Genomic DNA, 20,054 nt, shown 5'->3' with positions numbered 1-20,054 from the left:
GCCTCAGCGTGTCGCGAACCGGGCACGCCTGGCAAGGCGTGCCAACCCGCGACAATAGTGCCAGCTGCGTCTCGGCCCGACATCGACATGCACGATCCCGTTGCAGTAGGTGCCGATGCCGCCGATGGCCGGCGCGGATCTTGCGGCCGCGACGATCCGCTTCACCGCTACGCCCGGCACGCGGATATCGGCGGCGAGGCATTTGCGATGCAGTGATCCCCTGCGGCCGGCAGAGCGATGGCCGGACGTGACGAGCGGTCTTCGACCGACCTGCCGGGCGATGTGGGACAGGATGCCCCGCAGCTTGCCGGGGAAACATCGGTGCCGCACACGCGGCGTCTGGACGGTGTAGATCTTCGCCGCGCCCCTCTCGGTTCTTGCGGCATGTTTGTGCTTGCCACTTGCCGTGGCTTCGCTCGCGAAGAGCGAAGTCAGCGCCATCATGCAGGCAAGCAGGGTCGAACAGCTTTTTAGCATGGCACACTCCGGTTTGCGCCTTTGCGTCGAAACGCGGCTTGTCAAAACCTGTGTCCCTGATCCCCGCGGGGAGAGAAGGCCCGGAAAGTGTCATTTATGAGGAGCCTCTGATGGGCCGTTTCCCCGGCCGCGCAGGGGCGGTCTTGATCGCGGTCGCTCTGCCGTGCATAAGCGGCGCGTATTTTTTTATGCAGTTCCGGCCGGAAAGCCGCTTCGCCGTTTCCCGGAATTGCTTCACCAACGGAACCAGGCCTTCCACCCGCCTGAAGGATATCGCCATGAGCGCATTCAAGCCCCTCGTCTTCTCCGGCGTGCAGCCGACAGGAAACCTCCATCTCGGCAACTATCTCGGCGCGATCCGCAAGTTCGTCGCCCTGCAGGAAGACAACGACTGCATCTATTGCGTGGTCGACCTGCACGCGATCACCGCGCAGCTCGTGCATGAGGATATGCGCGGCCAGATCCGCTCGATTGCCGCGGCCTTCATCGCCTCCGGCATCGACCCGAAGAAGCACATCGTCTTCAACCAGTCGGCCGTGCCGCAGCACGCCGAGCTGGCCTGGATCTTCAATTGCGTGGCGCGCATCGGCTGGATGGAGCGCATGACCCAGTTCAAGGACAAGACGGGTGGCAAGAATGCCGAACAGGTCTCGCTCGGGCTGCTCGCCTATCCGAGTCTGATGGCCGCCGACATTCTCGTCTACCGTGCCACCCATGTGCCGGTCGGCGACGATCAGAAGCAGCACCTGGAGCTGACCCGCGATATCGCGCAGAAGTTCAACATCGATTTCGGCAGCCATATCCGCAAGGCCGGTACCGGTGTCGATATCGTCGTCGGCGAGGAGCCCGTGCATGCCTATTTCCCGATGGTCGAGCCGCTGATCGGCGGCCCGGCACCGCGCGTCATGAGCCTGCGCGACGGCACCAAGAAGATGTCGAAGTCGGATGCATCCGATCTCTCGCGCATCAACCTCACGGATGATGCCGACACGATCTCCAAGAAGATCCGCAAGGCCAAGACCGATCCGGATGCCTTGCCGAGTGAAGCCGAGGGCCTGAAGGGCCGCCCGGAAGCGGAGAACCTCGTCGGCATCTATGCCGCGCTCTCCGACAAGTCCAAGGCGGAGATTCTCACCGAGTTCGGCGGCCAGCAGTTTTCTGTCTTCAAGCCGGCGCTTATCGACCTCGCGGTCAATGTTCTCTCGCCCATCACGGACGAAATGCGCCGCCTGATGGACGATACCAGCCATATCGACGGCATCCTGCGTGACGGTGGCGAAAGAGCGCGGGCGCGGGCCGAAAAAACCATGAAGGAAGTTCGCGACATCATCGGTTTTGTGCAGTAAGGTCGCCTCGAAACGTCCTTGAGAGAAGGGGGCCGTATGGTTTCTCGACGACTTTCCCGCCTTGAAGGCCACCGCCGGAAATTCCTGGCGGTCATCGACGACACGCCGGAATGCCAGCGCGCCGTCCACTATGCGGGAATGCGGGCGAAGAACTCCAACGGCGGCGTCGTTCTGCTCTATGTCATCGCCAACGGTGATTTCCAGCAATGGCTGGGCGTCGAGGAGATCATGCGGGCCGAAGCGCGCGAAGAGGCCGAATCCGTGCTGGCCAAGGCGGCACAGGCCCTGCGCGAATCGGTCGGCATCGAGTCGGAAACAGTGATCCGGGAAGGTGTTGCCAGCGAGCAGATCAACGGGCTGATCGAGGAAGACAGGGATGTTGCCATCCTCGTGCTCGCCGCCGGCTCCGCCAAGGAAGGGCCGGGGCCGCTGGTCTCCTCGCTCGCCAGCCGCGGCCAGGCTTTCCCGATTCCGGTGACGGTCATTCCGGATTCGCTTTCGGACGAGGAGCTGGACGCGCTGAGCTGATCTCCAGCCTTGAAGAGCGGTACGGAAACGCCTATCTTCTTTTGAATAATTCTAAATATTCTGGCCGATCGGCGAGCGCCCGGCCGCACGGAGAGAAAGATGTTCATCCAGACCGAAGCGACACCGAACCCGGCGACCCTGAAATTCCTGCCGGGCAAGGTGGTGCTGGAAACCGGCACCGCCGAATTCCGCGACGAGACGGAAGCACGCGCCGCCTCGCCGCTGGCCGCCCGCCTGTTTGCCGTTCCCGGCGTCAAGAGCGTGTTCCTCGGCTATGACTTCATCACCGTCACCAAGGACAACGCCGACTGGCAGCACATGAAGCCGGCGATCCTCGGTAATATCATGGAACACTTCATGTCCGGCCAGCCGGTCATGGCAAGCGGCGCGCTCGGCGGCAATGAAGGCGACGAGGACGAATTCTTCGACGACGGCGACGAAACGATCGTCGCCACCATCAAGGAGCTGCTCGACAGCCGCGTGCGCCCGGCCGTGGCCCAGGACGGCGGCGACATCACCTTCAAGGGGTTCCGTGACGGCGTCGTCTATCTCAACATGAAGGGGGCCTGCTCGGGTTGCCCGTCCTCGACGGCGACGCTGAAGCACGGCGTGCAGAACCTTCTTCGTCATTTCGTACCGGAAGTGCAGGAAGTTGAAGCCGTCATGTAAGGCCTGCCCCGCAACGCGCCGGTGCCCGTCATGATCGTCCTTGCGATCGACACGGCGGGTACGGGTTGCCATGCGGCGCTCTATGACCCTGATGAAGACCGGATCCTCGGCGCCGCTGGCGCCGATATCGGCCGCGGCCACGCCGAGCGGCTGATGGAATTCGTCGACGCGGCGTTTGATGCCGCCGGCCTCACCTTCAAGGATATTGGTCGGATCGCGGTCGCCATCGGCCCCGGCTCCTTTACCGGCATCCGTGTCGGCGTGGCGGCGGCGCGCGGCCTTGCGCTGGCGCTCGGCGTCCCCGCCGTCGGTGTTTCCACCCTGTCGGCGCTTGCGGCCGACCATCGGGCCGCCTCTCCACTGCTTATTGCGATGGATGCCAAACGGAGCGAGGTCTACTGGCAGCGTTTTGCCGCCGATGGTACCGCGCTGTCATCACCGACAATCGCCGCTCTCGAAGAGGCGCGCACGCTTGCGGCAGGCCATGACGGTCTGATCGCCGGCTCGGCGTCATCGCTGCTGCGTGACGGTGCGCAGCCGGGCAGCGACAGTGTCGCCATCGCCACTGTCGCCCGTCTCGGTGCCGGCCTTGACCCTGCGGATCACCCTCCGAAGCCGCTCTATCTGCGCGGTCCCGATGCCAAGCCGCAGGCGGGTTTCGCGATCAAGAGGGCATGACGGCATGTCCTTGAGCGATTACTTCACCCGCAAGCCGGCCTTTGACATCTTCCCCTTGGAAACCGCTGATGCCAGCATTGCTGCAGCGCTGCATCGCGCACGTTTTCCCCAGCCTTGGAACGACGGCGAATTCCACTCGCTGCTGCTACAGGAGCCGGTCTATGGTTTCCTGGCGCTGAAGGAAGGTGCGCTCGGCCGCATGGCCGGCGGCTTCGTGCTGGCCCGTGCCGCGGCGGGGGAGGCGGAGATCCTGACGATCGGCGTCGACGGGCGGTTTTCCCGTGCGGGCCTTGGCTGGCGGCTGATGCAGGCGGCCCTGCGCGAGGCGAAGATGCGCGGTGCCGAAGACATTTTTCTGGAGGTCGACGAAGGCAATGTCGCGGCCCGCGGGCTCTATGCCAAGCTCGGCTTTGCCAAGGTTGGCGAGCGCAAGGCCTATTATGTCGCTGCCGATGGTCACAGATCCACGGCGCTTGTCTTGCGGCGCGATCTTCGCTAGTCCCCTATCGGGGGGCCGAACGAAAGAGGGCAGGATCGCATGTCGGATGTCGAGAAATCGCTGGAAGAGCTTTGTGTCGAGCGCGGCATGCGCATGACCGAGCAGCGCCGCGTGATCGCGCGCGTGCTCGAGGCTTCGGCCGATCACCCGGATGTGGAAGAGCTTTATCGCCGTTCGTCGGCGGTCGATGCGCGCATTTCCATCTCCACCGTCTATCGCACGGTCAAGCTCTTCGAGGACGCCGGCATTATCGAGCGCCACGATTTCCGCGACGGGCGTTCGCGCTATGAGACCGTGCCGGACGAGCATCACGACCATCTCATCGACCTGAAGAGCGGCGAAGTCATCGAGTTCCACTCGCCGGAGATCGAAGCCTTGCAGGAGCGTATCGCCCGCGAACACGGCTTCAAGCTGGTCGATCACCGCCTCGAGCTCTATGGCATTCCGCTCAAGGAGGGCGAGTGAGGCGGATCCCGTTTCCCTTGACCCTCGGCCGGTGATCTCTTGATCGTCTGGCTGCGTCTTGCCTTCGCTTTTCTTGTTCTCGTCGCGGCGACAGTCATCCTGCTGCCCATCCAGCTTGTCGGCCTGCGCTTCAATCTGAAGATCCGCCGTCGCGTGCCGCGCCTCTGGCATCGCGTCGCTTGCTGGGGGCTCGGCCTCAGGGTGCGGGTGCATGGCACGCTGGAAACGAAGCGGCCCTTGCTGCTTGCCTCCAACCATGTCTCCTGGAAGGACATCATGGTGCTCGGCTCGGTGGCCGACGTGGTCTACATCGCCAAATCCGAGGTGCGCGGCTGGCCGGTCTTCGGCATTCTCGCCCGTCTCCAGGCAACGATCTTCGTCGAGCGCGAGCAGCGCCAGAAGACCGGCGACCAGGTGGACGAGATCGCGCGGCGCATGGCGGATGGCGAGATCGTCGTGCTTTTCCCGGAAGGAACCACGTCGGACGGCAACCGCCTGCTGGAGATCAAGACGTCGCTCTTCGGCGCTGCCGCGTCCGCCGTGCCTCATGCGCCTGAGGGTGTCGTGTTCATCCAGCCGGTCTCGATCGCCTATACCGGCGTGCACGGCATGGCCATGGGCCGCTTCCACCGCCCGCTTGCCGCCTGGCCGGGCGATATCGAGCTTCTGCCGCATCTCCTCGGCATTGCGCGGGAAGGGGCGGTGGATGTGGATGTCGATTTCGGCGAGCGGGTTGACTATTCCCGCAGCAGCAATCGCAAAGAGGTGAGTCGCACGGTCGAGGCGCGTATTCGCGCCATGCTGGGCGCGCGCCTGCGCGGGCGGTAGACCGGCGGGCGCAACGGGGCTTCATTTTCCGGGGCTTTTCCACTATGGAAGCGGCCATGAGCGAACAATCCGTCCTCCCGCCCGAAGCCAGCGCCACGCCGAGCGTGCGCCCGAACACCCGCAAGGTCTTCGTGAAGACCTATGGCTGTCAGATGAACGTCTATGACAGCGACCGCATGACGGATGCGCTGTCAAAGGACGGCTACCAGGCGACGGACGTGCTGGAAGAGGCCGATCTCGTCCTTCTCAACACCTGTCACATCCGCGAGAAGGCGGCGGAAAAGGTCTATTCCGAACTCGGGCGCCTGCGCGAGATGAAGAAGGCGCGCGCCAAGGACGGCCGCGAAATGGTGATTGGCGTCACCGGCTGTGTCGCCCAGGCCGAAGGCAAGGAAATCCTGCGCCGCGCGCCGGCGGTGGACCTGGTGATCGGACCGCAGACCTACCATCGCCTGCCGGAGGCGCTGCGCCGCGCCAAGGGTGGCGAACGCGTCGTCGAGACGGACTATGCCATCGAGGACAAGTTCGAGCACCTTCCTGCGCCGGAAAAGGCAAGGACCCGCGCCCGTGGCGTCACAGCCTTTCTGACGGTGCAGGAAGGCTGCGACAAGTTCTGTACCTTCTGCGTGGTGCCCTATACGCGTGGTTCGGAAGTCTCCCGTCCGGTTTCGCAGATCGTCTCGGAGGCCGAGCGTCTCGTCGAAGGGGGCGTGCGGGAGATCACGCTGCTCGGCCAGAACGTCAATGCCTGGCACGGCCTCGGCCCGGATGGTGGCGAATGGGGCCTTGGCGACCTGCTTTACCGGCTGGCCGAGATCAAGGGCCTTGCGCGCCTGCGGTATACGACCAGCCATCCGCGTGACATGGACGATCGTCTGATCGAGGCCCACCGCGACCTGCCGGCGCTGATGCCTTACCTGCATCTGCCCGTCCAGTCCGGCTCCGACCGCATCCTGAAGGCGATGAACCGGCGCCACACTGCGGCCGAGTATATCGCCCTTATCGAGCGCATTCGCGCCGTCCAGCCGGAGCTGGCGATTTCCGGCGACTTCATCGTCGGCTTCCCCGGCGAGGCCGATCAGGACTTCGAGGACACGATGCGCCTCATCGAGGCGGTCGGTTATGCACAGGCATTTTCGTTCAAGTATTCCATCCGCCCCGGCACGCCCGGCGCTGACATGGATGGCCATGTCGCAGAAGACGTGAAGTCGGAACGCCTTGAAAGATTGCAGGCTTTGCTGTTTCAACAGCAGCGCGAATTCGCCCGCGGCTGTGTCGGCAAGGAGATCGACCTGCTCCTGGAGAAGCCCGGCCGCATGCCCGGCCAGCTCGTCGGCCGCTCGCCCTGGCTGCAGCCTGTGAATGTTGATGCAAAACTGTCGGAAATCGGTGACATTATCCGGGTACGAATCACCGATACCGGGCCCAACAGCCTTTTCGCGGAAGCGATCGGTTGACGGGCGGATCGCAAGGAGCCTGACCGCTTGAACGGACACGAATTGACGACGTCATCGCCGCGCCAGTCGAAAAGCCAGACCGACGCCAACCAGTTCGTGCTGACCTTCGAGAACAATCGATACGCGAGCGAGCTCTTCGGTCAGTTCGACCAGAACCTGAAGCTCCTGGAGCAGCGCCTCAACATCGATGCGCGGGCGCGGGGCAATTCCGTTTCCATCTCCGGCGATGTGGTGGCCACAAACCAGGCCCGCCGGGCGCTGGATTATCTCTATGATCGTCTCCAGAAGGGCGGCTCGATCGAGCTTTCCGACGTGGAAGGCGCGATCCGCATGGCGATCGCCGCGGACGACCAGCTTTCGCTGCCGACAATGGAGCGCAAGGCCAAACTCACCATGTCGCAGATCTCCACCCGCAAGAAGACCATCGCCGCCCGCACGCCGACGCAGGATACCTATATCCGCGCGCTGGAGCGCTCCGAGCTCGTCTTCGGTGTCGGCCCGGCCGGCACGGGCAAGACCTATCTCGCCGTCGCCTATGCCGCCCAGCTTCTGGAGCGCGGCGCGGTCGACCGCATCATCCTGTCGCGTCCGGCCGTCGAGGCCGGCGAGCGCCTAGGCTTCCTGCCGGGCGACATGAAGGAGAAGGTCGATCCCTATCTGCGCCCGCTCTATGACGCGCTCTATGACATGATGCCGGGCGACAAGGTCGAACGCGCCATCACGGCCGGCGTCATCGAAATCGCGCCGCTCGCCTTCATGCGCGGCCGTACGCTCGCCAATGCCGCCGTCATCCTCGACGAGGCGCAGAACACGACTTCGATGCAGATGAAGATGTTCCTGACGCGTCTCGGCGAAAACGGCCGCATGATCGTCACGGGTGATCCGAGCCAGGTCGACCTGCCGCGCGGCGTCAAATCCGGCCTCGTCGAAGCCCTGCAGATCCTCAAGGGCGTCGAGGGCGTGTCGGTCGTGCGCTTCAAGGATGTCGACGTGGTCCGCCACCCGATGGTCGCCCGCATCGTGCGGGCCTATGAAGCCCAGACGGCAGTGCAGGACGAAAGCGAGCAGCTGGACCGCTGAGGAGGTCCTCGATCCTCATGAGCGAACTCGACATCCAGATTTCCATCGAAGAGGGCGCATGGCCCTCCGAAGAACGCTTGCTCGACATCAGCGGGCGGGTCCTTGGTGCGGCCGCAAAATTCCTTCGGCGGGAGGAAAAACAACCCTTCCCGAAGACCGGCGCACCGGAAGTCTCGCTCGTTTTCACCAACGACGAAGCCATCCGCGGCATCAATGCGGAATGGCGCAGCCAGGACAAGCCGACCAATGTCCTGTCCTTCCCGGCCTTTCCGCTGACGCCTGGAAAAGTGCCGGGCCCGATGCTCGGCGACATCATCTTCGCCGAGGAAACCCTGACCCGCGAGGCGGCCGATCTCGGCAAGTCCTTCGACGATCATCTCACGCATCTGATGGTGCATGGATTTCTGCATCTCTTCGGCTATGATCATATGGACGATGAAGAAGCGGAAAAAATGGAGGGGCTGGAGACTCGCATTCTTGCCGAGCTTGGCCTATCTGACCCCTACGGGGATGACCCCGATGAATAGTTTGGACCAATGAGCGACTTTAGAAACCAGTCCGTAGCGACGGAAAAGAGCGAGGCGGACGCCTCAAGTCAGGACGAGGCGGGCAGTAGTAGCAGCGCGCCGAAGCCGGAAAGCGGGGGCCGGACATCCTTCTGGTCCCGTGCAGCACGGCTTTGGCGCATGACAGGTGCCTCCAGTCTGCGCAAGGACCTTGCCGAGGCCCTGATGACGGAAGAGAGCGGCGGCGAGCCGACCTTCCTGCCCGAAGAGCGGGCGATGCTGCACAACATTCTTCGTTTCCGCGAGGTGCGGGTCGAGGATGTCATGGTGCCGCGGGCCGATATCGAGGCCGTCGATCAGGACATCACGATTGCCGAACTGATGGTGATCTTCGAGGATTCCGGCCGTTCGCGCATGCCGGTCTACAACGAAAGCCTCGATGATCCGCGAGGCATGGTCCATATCCGCGACCTGCTCGCCTATGTCACCAAGCAGGCTCGCAACAAGCGGCGTACCGGTGCAAAGGCCGCACCCGCCAGTGGCGAGAAGCCGGCCCGCACGCCAAAGGCCGAGTTCGACCTTGGCCGCGTCGATCTGTCGAAGACCGTCGCCGAAGCCGGTATCATCCGTCAGGTTCTTTTCGTGCCGCCTTCCATGCTTGCCGCCGACCTCATGGCACGCATGCAGGCCGACCGCACGCAGATGGCCCTCGTCATCGACGAGTACGGCGGCACGGACGGCCTTGCCTCGCTGGAAGACATCGTCGAGATGGTCGTCGGCGATATCGAGGATGAGCACGACGACGACGAAGCCATGATCCAGCGCGTGAGCGACGACGTCTTCATCGCCGATGCCCGTGTCGAACTCGAGGAACTGGCCGAGGCGATCGGCCCGGACTTCGACATCCGCGAACAACTGGAAGACGCCGATACGCTCGGCGGCCTGATCTTCGCTTCGCTTGGTCGCATTCCGGTGCGCGGCGAGGTGGTGCAGGCGGTGCCCGGTTTCGAATTCCATATCCTCGACGCCGACCCGCGTCGCGTCAAACGGGTGCGTGTCACCCGCAAGCGCGCCGGCTCCGTTCGCCGCCGCGAGCGCAAGCCCGAGGGTGAGGGACTGTCCCTTGCCGGCGAGCGGAAAAAATTGCCGGAACAGCAGAACGATGGGGCGAACGCCGAATAGTCGGGCGGCACCTTCGAAAAACGATCTGCGCCTTGTGCCGCCGTGACGCGGGACAAGGCGCTGGTTTTTTGGGAAACTGGCGCGGCTGATTCGGGGACATAAAAAGGGGACAGCATGGAGCGGCTTGCGGGCAGGGTCATGCTCCTGTCTGGGACAAGACGGGCGCTTTTGGCATTTCTTGCGGGCTTGATCGGGGTGCTGGCACTGCCACCCTTCGGCTTCTTTGCGGCGCTGTTCGTCTCCTTCACCTTGCTCGTCTGGTTGCTCGACGGTGCGAGCGCCGCGCCGGAGGCAGGCTTGCTGCGGCGCCTCGCGCCCGCCTTCCGTATCGGCTGGCTCTTCGGTTTCGGTTATTTCGTTGGTGGGCTCTGGTGGCTCGGCAACGCGCTGCTCGTCGAGGCGGACGCCTTCGCGTGGGCGTTGCCGCTCGCCGTATTTGGTCTGCCGGCCTTCCTTGCTCTCTATTACGGCTTTGCGGCGGCGCTCGCCCGCCTCCTCTGGTCGGACGGCATGGGGCGCATCGCGGCGCTCGGCTTCGCTTTCGGCATTGCGGAATGGCTGCGCGGCACGCTGTTCACCGGGTTCCCCTGGAATGCCGTCGGCTATGGAGCGATGCCCGTGCCGTTGCTCATGCAGTCGGCGGGCGTCGTCGGCATAGCCGGCATGAACGCGCTTGCCGTCTTCGTCTTCGCTGCGCCGGCACTGATCGGTACGCGGCGCGGCCGCGGGATCGGCCTGTCGCTCGCCGGTCTGCTGTTCGCTGCTCAGCTCGGTTATGGCTATTATGCCCTTTACCTCTTGCCGGCGCCCGAAGACGAGACGGCCGTCATCCGCCTCGTCCAGCCGGTCATCGACCAGGCGATGAAGCTCGACGACAGCGCGCGCGCGGAAATCTTCGAGCGGCATCTCGCCCTGAGTGTCGCCAAGCCGGCGGAGGGTGGCAAGCGACCTGACATCATCGTCTGGCCGGAGACGTCCATTCCCTTCATCCTGACGGACAATCCCGACGCGCTGGTGCGTATCGCAGCCGTGTTGGAGGATGACCAGATGCTGATCGCCGGTGCCGTGCGCACCGAAAGCGCCGGCTCCGGCAAGGCTCCGCGCTACTACAACTCCATCTATTCCATTGACGGCAAGGGACAGATAACCGGCGCAGCCGACAAGGTGCATCTCGTACCCTTCGGCGAATACATGCCCTTTGCGGAGATGTTCGAAGGTCTCGGCGTCGACGCCGTCGCAATGCCGGGCGGCTTTTCCGCCGCCCGGGAGCCGCAGCTGCTGAGCGCGCTCGGCAAGGGGTTTTATCCGCTGATCTGCTACGAGGCGATTTTCCCCTCGGAGATTACCGGGTCGGTCGATACGGCCACTGCTCTTCTGAACGTCACCAACGATGCCTGGTTCGGAAGGACGCCCGGCCCCTACCAGCATTTCCAGCAGGCGCAGCTGCGCGCTGTCGAGCGCGGTCTTCCACTGATTCGCGCCGCCAACAACGGCATTTCTGCCGTGGTGGATGCCAAGGGCAGGGTGGTTACGGGCCTTGCTCATGACGTTCCGGGCTTTGTTGATGCAACCGTTCCGGGAAGGTTTGCGCCCGGTGAGTTGGCAAAGTGGCGGAATTGGTCGTTTCTGATTGTGCTTGCCGTTCTATTCGTGGCAGCAGGCATTTCTCGCATTGGTTTTGGAAACAGGACGAATTGACCGAAAACCCCTAAAATAGCATAGTGCACGCCGTCGGCGGTTTTCTTGTATTGTGGCGACCTTCAGGGTTTGCGCATACAACGTGACGTTAAGTCTCCTGAGGGCCGTCGGCAGGGTGGGGCCATTTCCGCGCGTTAGGACACATTGATGATGGAAAACAAAAAGAAGCCGAATCCGATTGATATTCACGTCGGCAGCCGGATCCGGCTTCGCAGGACCATGCTCGGCATGAGTCAGGAGAAGCTCGGCGAAAGCCTCGGCATCACCTTCCAGCAGATCCAGAAATACGAGAAGGGCACGAACCGCGTCGGCGCCAGCCGTCTGCAGAACATTTCGAGCATTCTCAACGTGCCCGTCTCCTTCTTCTTCGAGGATGCGCCGGGCGAGCAGGCGGATGCCCAGACGGGCTTTGCCGAAGCATCGAGTTCAAACTATGTGGTCGACTTCCTGTCGTCCTCCGAGGGTCTCCAGCTCAACCGGGCCTTCGTCAAGATCGGCGACCCCAAGGTGCGCCGCAAGCTCGTGGACCTCGTGAAGGCGCTCGCTGCCGAGGCCGAACTCGAGTGACCTCCCGGTGAGATTGGCAAAGAAAAGGCGGTCCTTCGGGGCCGCTTTTCGTTTGTACGGGAGCCTGCCACGTGGGCGTGACAGGCGTGCGGCAACACCTGGAATGCCGGGACATAAACATATTCTTATGTCCTTCTGTGCTTGTCTTTCCCCTGCGAACTGAATAACAACGTCGAAGTCCATTTTCTTTGAGGGGAATTCCCGCATGCGCAGCAGTTATCTCTTCACCAGCGAGTCCGTCGCCGAGGGCCACCCGGACAAGGTGTGCGACCGCATCTCCGACGAAATCGTCGATCTGGTCTACCGCGAAGCCGTGAAGTCGAAGGTCGATCCTTGGTCGGTCCGTATTGCCTGCGAAACGCTTGCGACGACCAACCGCGTCGTCATTGCTGGTGAAGTGCGCCTGCCGCCAAGCCTTCTGAAGAAGGACAAGGACGGCAACGACGTCATCAACCCCTCCAAGTTCAAGTCCGCCGCCCGCAAGGCGATCCGCGATATCGGCTACGAGCAGGATGGCTTCCACTGGAAGACAGCGAAGATCGACGTGCTCCTGCACTCACAGTCCGCAGATATCGCCCAGGGCGTCGACAATGCCGCCGACAAGCAGGGCGACGAGGGTGCCGGCGACCAGGGCATCATGTTCGGCTACGCCTGCCGCGAAACCTCGGAGTTGATGCCGGCGCCGCTCTATTACTCGCACCGCATCCTCCAGCTTCTCGCCGACGCGCGCAAGAAGGGCGAGGGCGATGCGGGCAAGCTCGGCCCGGACGCCAAGAGCCAGGTGACCGTGCGCTATGTCGACGGCAAGCCCGCCGATGTCGCCTCGATCGTGCTTTCCACGCAGCATCTGGATGACAGCTGGGATTCCAAGAAGGTCCGTGAGGTCGTTGAGCCCTATATCCGCGAGGCGCTGCACGATATCGAGATCGCCGACGATTGCTCCTGGTACATCAACCCGACCGGCAAGTTCGTCATCGGCGGACCGGACGGCGACGCCGGCCTCACCGGCCGCAAGATCATCGTCGACACCTATGGCGGTGCAGCCCCGCATGGCGGCGGCGCCTTCTCCGGCAAGGACACCACCAAGGTCGACCGCTCTGCCGCCTATGCCGCGCGCTACCTCGCCAAGAACGTTGTTGCGGCCGGCCTTGCCGACCGCTGCACGATCCAGCTCTCCTACGCCATCGGCGTCGCACAGCCGCTCTCGGTTTATGTCGACCTGCACGGCACCGGCAAGGTCAGCGAAGATGCTGTCGAGGAGGCGATCCGCAAGGTCATGGACCTTTCCCCGTCGGGCATTCGCCGCCACCTCGACCTCAACAAGCCGATCTACGCCAAGACGGCCGCCTATGGCCATTTCGGCCGCAAGGCCGGCCGTGACGGTTCGTTCGCCTGGGAGCGCCTCGACCTCGTCAAGGCTCTCAAGGAAGCCCTGAAGAACTGAGGCCGACATGACGGATGCAGAGCGCCGCAGCCGCGCGAGCGAAGCCTTCTTCGGTCGTCGCAAGGGAAAACCGCTGCGGGAGCGGCAGGCGCAGCATCTTGAAACCGTGCTGCCGGTGCTGAAGGTCGACCTTTCGACCCCGGCACCGGCGGATATCACCACGCTTTACGATTTCTCTCCGAACCGGATGCGCCTCGAAATCGGATTCGGCGGCGGGGAACATCTCATCCACCGCGCGCAGGAAACGCCCGATACCGCCTTCATCGGCGTCGAGCCCTTCGTCAATTCGATGGCGAAGCTGATCGGCAGCATCGAGGAGACGGGCGCGAAGAACATCCGGCTTTATGATGACGATGCGACGGAGTTGCTGGACTGGCTTCCGGCAGCTTCGATCGATCAGATCGATCTGCTCTATCCGGATCCGTGGCCGAAAAAGAAGCACTGGAAGAGACGCTTTGTCTCGAAGGTCAATCTCGACCGCTTTGCCCGGGTGCTGAAGCCCGGCGGGCTCTTCTGCTTCGCGTCCGACATCGACACCTATGTCAACTGGACGCTTATGCACTGCGGTTCTCATCCCGCTTTCGTGTGGACCGCCGAAAACGCGGTCGACTGGCTGACGCCGTTTGCCGGCTGGCCGGGCACGCGCTACGAGGCCAAGGCCAAGCGCGAGGGCCGAAAGTCGGCCTATCTCACCTTCCGCCGTCTCTGACGGAAGGTTTTCGGGACATCAGTGCAGGCTGACGGTGCGCAGGTCGTCCTCGGCCGCCTTGTAGAAGGTGCTCGAGCGGTTGTCCGTCAGGAGGATCGGCGTGCCATCGGCGCCGAACAGGGCCCAGAGATCCAGGCTCGGGTCGATTTCCGGCGCTTCCGGGAAGACGCGCGAGACTTCATCGGCCTTCATCTTCCTGATGTAGCCGACTTCACCGGCGCCAAGATGCGCGAGGTCTGCCTTTGAAACGGTGGGGGTTACGCTCTTCAGTCCCATCTTTGCCTCCATGGCAATGCCGGCAGGGCCGGCCACCGGACGTCCATGGCCACCATGGCCCATCGGTACGTCAGGCGATCAGGTTACGCTTGAAACGTTCCGGCGGGTGTTCCCGCAGGAACGGCTCATGATCTAGTCTGATACGGAAATGTTAATTTTCTTTACCATTCGCACAGGCTCGGGCCGGATGAGGTCAACCGAGAGCAGGCCGTTCTTCAGCTCCGCTCCCGAAACGCGCATGCCGTCGGCAAGCACGAAGGTGCGTTGGAACTGACGGGCCGCAATGCCGCGGTAGAGATAATCCCGCTCGCTGCTGTCGACCTGGCGGCCGCGAATGACGAGCTGGTTTTCCTCCGTCGTCACATCGAGCTCCTCGTCGGAAAAACCTGCGACGGCAAGGGTGATGCGCAGCCGTTCCGGTGCGCCCGTCTCGCCGTTCGGCTGAAGCCGCTCGATATTGTACGGGGGGTAGCCATCATTGCCCTTGGCGATGCGCTCAAGGGTCTTTTCCATGGCGTCGAAGCCCAGGAGCAGCGGGCTCGTGAAAGGGGTCATGCGTGACATGCGTCTAGTCCTTGGCTTTCAAGCGACTTTGTGGCGGGACCCGGCCTCGGCATCCCGATGGTTGCAATATGGGGATTGCCGATGCAGGGCGCAAGACGCTTGCGAACGGCGATTTCGCAAATATAGTCGCCGCTTCGCCTGCGCAGCGCGGGCCAAGAACAGAACCAGTGAGGAAACGGAGACGGCATGTCTGAGCCACGGAAAATCATCATCGACACGGATCCCGGCCAGGACGATGCCGCCGCAATCATGCTGGCGCTCGGCAGCCCAGAACTCGATATCCTCGGTATCACCACCGTCGCCGGCAACGTGCCGCTGGCGCGCACGTCCTGCAACGCCCGCATCATCCTGGAATTCTGCTCCCGCACCGATGTGAAGGTCTATGCCGGCGCAGACAAGCCGATCGCCCGTCCGCTGATCACCGCCGAGCATGTCCATGGCAAGACCGGCCTCGATGGCCCGGAGCTGCACGAGCCTCGGATGCCGCTGGAGGCCCAGCACGCCGTGGACTTCATCATCGAGACACTCCGGCACGAACCGGCGGGCACGGTGACGCTCTGCACGCTCGGTCCGCTGACGAACATCGCGATGGCGCTGGAAAAGGCGCCGGACATTGCCGGCCGTGTGCGCGAACTGGTCATGATGGGCGGCGGCTTCTTCGAGGGCGGCAACATCACGCCGGCCGCCGAATTCAACATCTATGTCGATCCGGAAGCAGCCGCTGCCGTCTTCAAGTCCGGCATTCCGATCGTCATGATGCCGCTCGACGTCACGCACAAGGTTCTGACCCTGAAGAGCCGCGTCGCCGGGCTTCGTGCGATCGGCAGCCGCCCCGCCAAGGCCCTGGTCGAGATGCTGGATTTCTTCGAGCGTTTCGACGTCGAAAAATACGGCTCCGACGGCGGCCCGCTGCATGATCCGACCGTCATCGCCTATCTCCTGAAGCCGGAATTGTTCTCCGGCCGTAACTGCAACGTGGAGATCGAGACCGCTTCGCCGCTCACCGTTGGCATGACCGTCGTCGACTGGTGGCAGGTTACCGACCGAAAGCACAATGCGCGGGTGATGAAGGATGTCGATGCCGACGGTTTCTTCGCTCTCCTCGCCGAGCGCGTCGGCCGTCTCTGATGCGTGGCCCCCGCAGCGCCGAACCGGGTGCCGAAGGCCGTTTCCACAAGGAGATGATGGCGCTCTACGATCGCTTCGCGACGCTTGGCTTCCGCCCGGTCCTGCTGCGCCGCTTCGTGCTGCTCAATGGCGGCGTGGGGGCCGCGAAGGAACTCGTGTTCAAACCCGGCACGACCGGGCTGGAGCGGCTGCTCGACGCGGGCAAGCGGGAGCTCTCCATGGAGGCGATGATGCTGCGGCCTGAATATCGGGACCTCTTTTCCGAACTGGAGCTGAAGGAGGCCACGCAACGCCTTGCGAGCGCCAGCCGATCGCGCTCCCGCGGCCGGCTCCAGGCGCAGCCGACGGAGCGGAAGTAAGTCCCATAAACAAAAAGGCCGGCGTCTCCGCCGGCCCTTTTTTCGTTATTCGGTCCGCCTCAGAACTCTTCCCAATCATCCTGAGCAAGCGCCGTGTTGCCCGCGACCTGCGGCATGGCGCGGGCCGTCGTGCGCGGCGCCTGATAGGCGGTGCGCTGCGGCTGGACGTCGCGGCGGGTTGCCTGCTGTACCGGCTGGGCGGCCATGGTGGCCGCGCCGGCGCGGAAGCGGGCGACGAGCGACTTCAGCGTCTGGGCCTCGTCGTTGAGCGCCATGGAGGCGGCGGTGGTCTCCTCGACCATCGCGGCGTTCTGCTGGGTCACCTGGTCCATCTGGTTGACGGCCGCGTTGATCTCCTTGAGGCCGACGGCCTGTTCGGAGGCGGACGAGGAGATCTGGCGGATGAGGCTGTTGATCTGGATGACCTGGTCGGCAATGTTTTCCAACGCGCTGCCGGCCTTGCCGACGAGATCGACGCCCTCGCGGACCTGCACCTCGGAGGTGTTGATCAGCGTCTTGATCTCCTTGGCGGCGTTGGCCGAGCGCTGGGCGAGCTCGCGTACTTCCTGGGCGACGACCGCAAAGCCCTTGCCGGCTTCGCCCGCGCGCGCCGCTTCCACGCCGGCATTGAGCGCCAGAAGGTTTGTCTGGAAGGCGATGTCGTCGATGACCCCGATGATGTTGGAGATCTCGTGCGAGGAGTGCTCGATACCGCGCATGGCGTCGATCGCCTTCTGCACCACTTCGCCGGACTTGCTGGCGTCGTTGCTGGCCGTTTCCACCGATTTGGCAGCGACGCGGGCATTGTCCGCGCTGGAGTTGACCTGCGAGGTGATCTGGTCGAGGGCGGCCGCCGTCTCTTCCAGGCTTGCCGCCTGCTGTTCGGTGCGGTGCGAGAGATCGGCCGCGCCCTTGGAAATCTCGCCCGTGCCACCGCCGATGTTCCCGACCGAGGCATTGACCGTCTGGATCGTTTCCTCGAGGCTGGCGATCGCCGAGTTGAAATCGTTCTTGAGCTTGCCGTATTCGCCCGGGAAATCACCGGAGAGGCGGAAGGTCAGGTTGCCGGAGGAAAGCTGGGCAAGGCCGTCGCCGAGGCGGGCGACGATGTCGCGCTGGAGGGCGCTCGATTCGGCGCGCTCGGCTTCCGATCGGTTGCGCTCGGTCTCGGTCAGCTGGCGCTGGTTGTCGGCTTCGGCTTCCAGGCGCTTGGTGTCTGCAAGCTGGTGGCGGAACCCTTCCAGAGCCTTGGCGACCGAGCCGGTTTCGTCCGAGCGCTCCTGGCCGGCGATCGGCTGAGTATAGACGCCGCTGCTGAGCGTTGCCACGCCGGAAACGAGGCCGGCAAGCGGCTTCTGTACGAAGACGCGAATGGCGGTGTAAAGGCCGGCAAGCACGGCGCCGAGAACAATCAGGCCACCAAGGATCATCATGCGGGTCTGGTCGTTGATCGGTGCGGCGATTGCCGCGCGCGGCACGTCGACCAGCACGATCCAGGTCGTGTTGATGTCCGGCAGGGCAAAGGGGTAGACGACACGGTCGAAGGCGGCCAGCTCGTCGAAGGAGAGGTTCTCGATACGGCCAGTCTTGCCTGTGGCAAGGGCTTCCTTGACAATCTCGGCACCCTGGCCGTCATAATCCGTCATCAGGAGGTCGGCGTTCGGCGCAACGATCCACTTGCCGGTCTGCGACAGCAGCATGACGCGGCCCTCACCGAAGGGCTTCAGCTGGCTGAGTTTTTCGTTGAGCGTCTTCAGCGAGACATCGACGCCGGTGACGCCGATCAGCTTGCCGCCCGGAGCGACCGGAAAGGCGATGGAGGCCATGGTGAAGCCTTCGCCGGTCGAGCTTTCCTTGTAGGGCTGGCTCATCGCACCCTTGCCGCTGCCGGCAGCCAGCGAATACCACTCGGCCTTGTAGTCGGATTCGAAGGTGGAAAGCGCGATGGAGCCGTCCTTGCGCTTCGTCCAGTAAGGGTTGAACGAGCCGTCCTTGAACGTGCCGGTTTCCAGCTGCTCGGCCGTCTCGCGCGACTTGCCGTCGAAGGCGTTCGGCTCTTCCGCAAACCAGCTGCCGAGCGCGAAACTGTTCTTTTCCGCATTCGCCTTGATGAGGTCGACCACTTCCTTGCGGTCGAAATGCCCGCCGGCCTGGCCCTGCTCGATCACGCCCGCCATGGAGCGCGCGGCGCTGGCCAGCTGGCCGATATCGGTCGCGATGTCGGCGGCGATCGCCTTCGCCTCGGTGTCGGCTTCGGAATAGACGAGATCGGCGACGCGGCTCTGCGTCTGGCTGATGAGTACGGTATTGGAGGCGAGCATCACCAGGGCGATCGTGCCGCCGGTAACCGCGATGAGCTTCGTCGCGAGCGACTTGGCCTGGAACTTGAACATAAAATCCTCACGATGAGAGACGTCCGCGGCGGCACCGCGGAGGAGCACATTCGTTTGCAGGGGGTCTCCATCATGGAGGTCGGGGCGCGCGACCAGCGCCGACGGCAGCCGACCGGAAGGGCCGCGCCTGAGGACTTCAGTAACCTATAAAATATTAATAAATAGCCAAATATCGCCACCACTTCTCGGCGCAACCAGCTGATTTTTCAGGCGCCGCAGCCAATGCGACGCCCGATGTGCCAATTGCGAAATCCGACAGGCGGAGCCGCCGCGTCGACGTCAGATTTCGGCATCGACGGCGGGAGCGAAGGGGATGGAGGGCTGGGCGCCGGGCTTCAGGCAGGCGAGCGATCCGGCGACGGCTGCACGGCGCAGCGCCTCCTTGAAGCCGAGGCCGGCATCGAGCGAGGCGGCAAGATAGCCGCAGAACGTATCGCCCGCCCCCACCGTATCGACAGGCTCGATCTTGAGGCCGGCGGCGCGGAAGATCTCGTTCTTGCGGATCGCGACGACGCCATCGGCGCCAAGCGTGACGATGATCGTCTGGCCGCTGTCGGCATGCAGTGCGCGCATCGTCGTCTCGCGCGCCTCGTCGGAGAGCTCGCCCTTGCCGACGAAGAGGTCGAATTCCGTTTCATTGGCGACGAGGATATCGGCCATCGCGCCGAGGCGGCGGGCATCGGCGCTGAACGGCGCGATGTTGACGACCGAGATGGCGCCCTTCTGCTTGGCGCTGACGAGCGCGGCCTCGATGGCGGCATTGGGAATTTCGAACTGCAGCATCAGATAGTCGCCACGCGTCATGCCGCCGACGGTGCGCTTGGCGTCCTCCTCGCTGACGGTGCCATTGGCGCCCGGTACGACGACGATGACGTTCTCACCCTCGTCGTCCACAAGGATATGGGCCGTCCCGGTCGCCTCGGCGGCGGAGCGTACGCCGTTGAGGTCCACGGCGGCGTCGGCGAGCAGGGCCAGCGCCTGGCTGCCGAGCCGGTCGTCGCCCACGGCGCCGGCCATGCGTACGATCGCGCCGGCGCGACGGGCGGCGAGCGCCTGGTTGGCGCCCTTGCCGCCAGCGGCGGTGGTGAAGCTGCTGCCCATCACCGTCTCACCCGGCTTCGGCAGGCGTTCTGGCGTGGCGATGAGGTCCATGTTGATGGAGCCGAAGACGGTGATCATGAGAGGTGCCCCTTATGGTTTC

General features: G+C 63.8%; 22 protein-coding genes. 17 read left to right on the top strand and 5 right to left on the bottom strand.

Features of this window, described 5'->3' with window-relative positions; translation table 11 throughout:
* Window positions 1-3: 3 nt before the first annotated feature.
* A complete protein-coding gene (locus tag AKG11_RS01015; protein WP_050742642.1) occupies window positions 4-477 on the bottom strand; it encodes a YcbK family protein in 474 nt (157 codons plus the stop codon).
* Between the two features lie 278 nt (window positions 478-755).
* Here AKG11_RS01015 and trpS point away from each other — a divergent pair, with 278 nt between their 5' ends.
* From trpS to trmB, 15 genes are all read left to right on the top strand, one after another.
* Window positions 756-1,823 (top strand): tryptophan--tRNA ligase, encoded by a 1,068-nt coding sequence (gene trpS / locus AKG11_RS01010; protein WP_050742815.1) that lies wholly within the window; start codon window positions 756-758, stop codon window positions 1,821-1,823.
* Between the two features lie 36 nt (window positions 1,824-1,859).
* Window positions 1,860-2,351 carry a universal stress protein gene (locus AKG11_RS01005; RefSeq protein ID WP_050742641.1) on the top strand — a complete coding sequence of 164 codons (492 nt, stop codon included), beginning with the start codon at window positions 1,860-1,862 and terminating at the stop codon, window positions 2,349-2,351.
* A 99-nt stretch (window positions 2,352-2,450) separates the two neighbouring features.
* The gene (locus AKG11_RS01000) at window positions 2,451-3,020 is read left to right on the top strand and encodes a NifU family protein (protein WP_023515882.1); all 570 of its coding nucleotides are present in this window, start codon (window positions 2,451-2,453) and stop codon (window positions 3,018-3,020) included.
* Between the two features lie 30 nt (window positions 3,021-3,050).
* A complete protein-coding gene (tsaB, locus tag AKG11_RS00995) occupies window positions 3,051-3,698 on the top strand; it encodes a tRNA (adenosine(37)-N6)-threonylcarbamoyltransferase complex dimerization subunit type 1 TsaB (RefSeq protein WP_050742640.1) in 648 nt (215 codons plus the stop codon).
* A 4-nt stretch (window positions 3,699-3,702) separates the two neighbouring features.
* Window positions 3,703-4,197 (top strand): GNAT family N-acetyltransferase, encoded by a 495-nt coding sequence (locus tag AKG11_RS00990; protein WP_023515884.1) that lies wholly within the window; start codon window positions 3,703-3,705, stop codon window positions 4,195-4,197.
* A gap of 39 nt (window positions 4,198-4,236) precedes the next feature.
* A complete protein-coding gene (locus AKG11_RS00985) occupies window positions 4,237-4,662 on the top strand; it encodes a Fur family transcriptional regulator (RefSeq protein ID WP_023515885.1) in 426 nt (141 codons plus the stop codon).
* A 96-nt stretch (window positions 4,663-4,758) separates the two neighbouring features.
* Entirely contained in the window at window positions 4,759-5,490 is a 732-nt protein-coding gene (locus tag AKG11_RS00980) for a lyso-ornithine lipid O-acyltransferase (protein WP_371260031.1), read from the top strand.
* A 56-nt stretch (window positions 5,491-5,546) separates the two neighbouring features.
* The gene (gene miaB, locus AKG11_RS00975; RefSeq protein WP_050742638.1) at window positions 5,547-6,947 is read left to right on the top strand and encodes a tRNA (N6-isopentenyl adenosine(37)-C2)-methylthiotransferase MiaB; all 1,401 of its coding nucleotides are present in this window, start codon (window positions 5,547-5,549) and stop codon (window positions 6,945-6,947) included.
* Window positions 6,948-6,974: 27 nt separating this feature from the next.
* Complete coding sequence (locus AKG11_RS00970; protein ID WP_023515888.1) at window positions 6,975-8,027, top strand: PhoH family protein; 1,053 nt, start codon at window positions 6,975-6,977, stop codon at window positions 8,025-8,027.
* A gap of 17 nt (window positions 8,028-8,044) precedes the next feature.
* On the top strand, window positions 8,045-8,554 hold the full coding sequence (gene ybeY, locus AKG11_RS00965; RefSeq protein ID WP_024270227.1) for an rRNA maturation RNase YbeY: 510 nt from the start codon (window positions 8,045-8,047) through the stop codon (window positions 8,552-8,554).
* Window positions 8,555-8,563: 9 nt separating this feature from the next.
* A complete protein-coding gene (locus AKG11_RS00960; RefSeq protein ID WP_050742637.1) occupies window positions 8,564-9,715 on the top strand; it encodes a hemolysin family protein in 1,152 nt (383 codons plus the stop codon).
* 114 nt (window positions 9,716-9,829) lie between these two features.
* A complete protein-coding gene (gene lnt, locus AKG11_RS00955) occupies window positions 9,830-11,413 on the top strand; it encodes an apolipoprotein N-acyltransferase (RefSeq protein ID WP_050742636.1) in 1,584 nt (527 codons plus the stop codon).
* 147 nt (window positions 11,414-11,560) lie between these two features.
* The gene (locus tag AKG11_RS00950; RefSeq protein WP_024270224.1) at window positions 11,561-11,980 is read left to right on the top strand and encodes a helix-turn-helix domain-containing protein; all 420 of its coding nucleotides are present in this window, start codon (window positions 11,561-11,563) and stop codon (window positions 11,978-11,980) included.
* 205 nt (window positions 11,981-12,185) lie between these two features.
* On the top strand, window positions 12,186-13,424 hold the full coding sequence (metK, locus tag AKG11_RS00945) for a methionine adenosyltransferase (protein ID WP_023516952.1): 1,239 nt from the start codon (window positions 12,186-12,188) through the stop codon (window positions 13,422-13,424).
* A gap of 7 nt (window positions 13,425-13,431) precedes the next feature.
* Window positions 13,432-14,133: a tRNA (guanosine(46)-N7)-methyltransferase TrmB gene (trmB, locus tag AKG11_RS00940; RefSeq protein WP_024270223.1), complete on the top strand. Its 702-nt coding sequence runs from the start codon at window positions 13,432-13,434 to the stop codon at window positions 14,131-14,133.
* 18 nt (window positions 14,134-14,151) lie between these two features.
* Here the strand turns inward: trmB and AKG11_RS00935 are convergent, their stop codons facing one another.
* A complete protein-coding gene (locus tag AKG11_RS00935; protein WP_024270222.1) occupies window positions 14,152-14,409 on the bottom strand; it encodes a BQ00720 family protein in 258 nt (85 codons plus the stop codon).
* Window positions 14,410-14,541: 132 nt separating this feature from the next.
* A complete protein-coding gene (locus tag AKG11_RS00930) occupies window positions 14,542-14,973 on the bottom strand; it encodes an Hsp20 family protein (RefSeq protein ID WP_024270221.1) in 432 nt (143 codons plus the stop codon).
* 186 nt (window positions 14,974-15,159) lie between these two features.
* Between AKG11_RS00930 and AKG11_RS00925 the strand changes: the two genes are divergently transcribed.
* Complete coding sequence (locus AKG11_RS00925; protein WP_050742635.1) at window positions 15,160-16,101, top strand: nucleoside hydrolase; 942 nt, start codon at window positions 15,160-15,162, stop codon at window positions 16,099-16,101.
* Complete coding sequence (locus AKG11_RS00920; RefSeq protein ID WP_050742634.1) at window positions 16,101-16,460, top strand: hypothetical protein; 360 nt, start codon at window positions 16,101-16,103, stop codon at window positions 16,458-16,460. The genes AKG11_RS00925 and AKG11_RS00920 overlap by 1 nt, the downstream gene beginning before the upstream one ends.
* A gap of 59 nt (window positions 16,461-16,519) precedes the next feature.
* Here AKG11_RS00920 and AKG11_RS00915 read toward each other — a convergent pair whose 3' ends face one another.
* The gene (locus AKG11_RS00915; RefSeq protein ID WP_050742633.1) at window positions 16,520-18,853 is read right to left on the bottom strand and encodes a methyl-accepting chemotaxis protein; all 2,334 of its coding nucleotides are present in this window, start codon (window positions 18,851-18,853) and stop codon (window positions 16,520-16,522) included.
* 279 nt (window positions 18,854-19,132) lie between these two features.
* On the bottom strand, window positions 19,133-20,032 hold the full coding sequence (locus AKG11_RS00910) for a ribokinase (protein ID WP_050742632.1): 900 nt from the start codon (window positions 20,030-20,032) through the stop codon (window positions 19,133-19,135).
* Between the last annotated feature and the right edge of the window lie 22 nt (window positions 20,033-20,054).

It is taken from the genome of Shinella sp. SUS2 (assembly GCF_001262505.1).
Classification (GTDB): Bacteria; Pseudomonadota; Alphaproteobacteria; order Rhizobiales; family Rhizobiaceae; genus Shinella.
The sequence above is the reverse complement of the archived record's forward strand: the minus strand, read 5'-3'. Positions and strand labels throughout refer to the sequence as shown.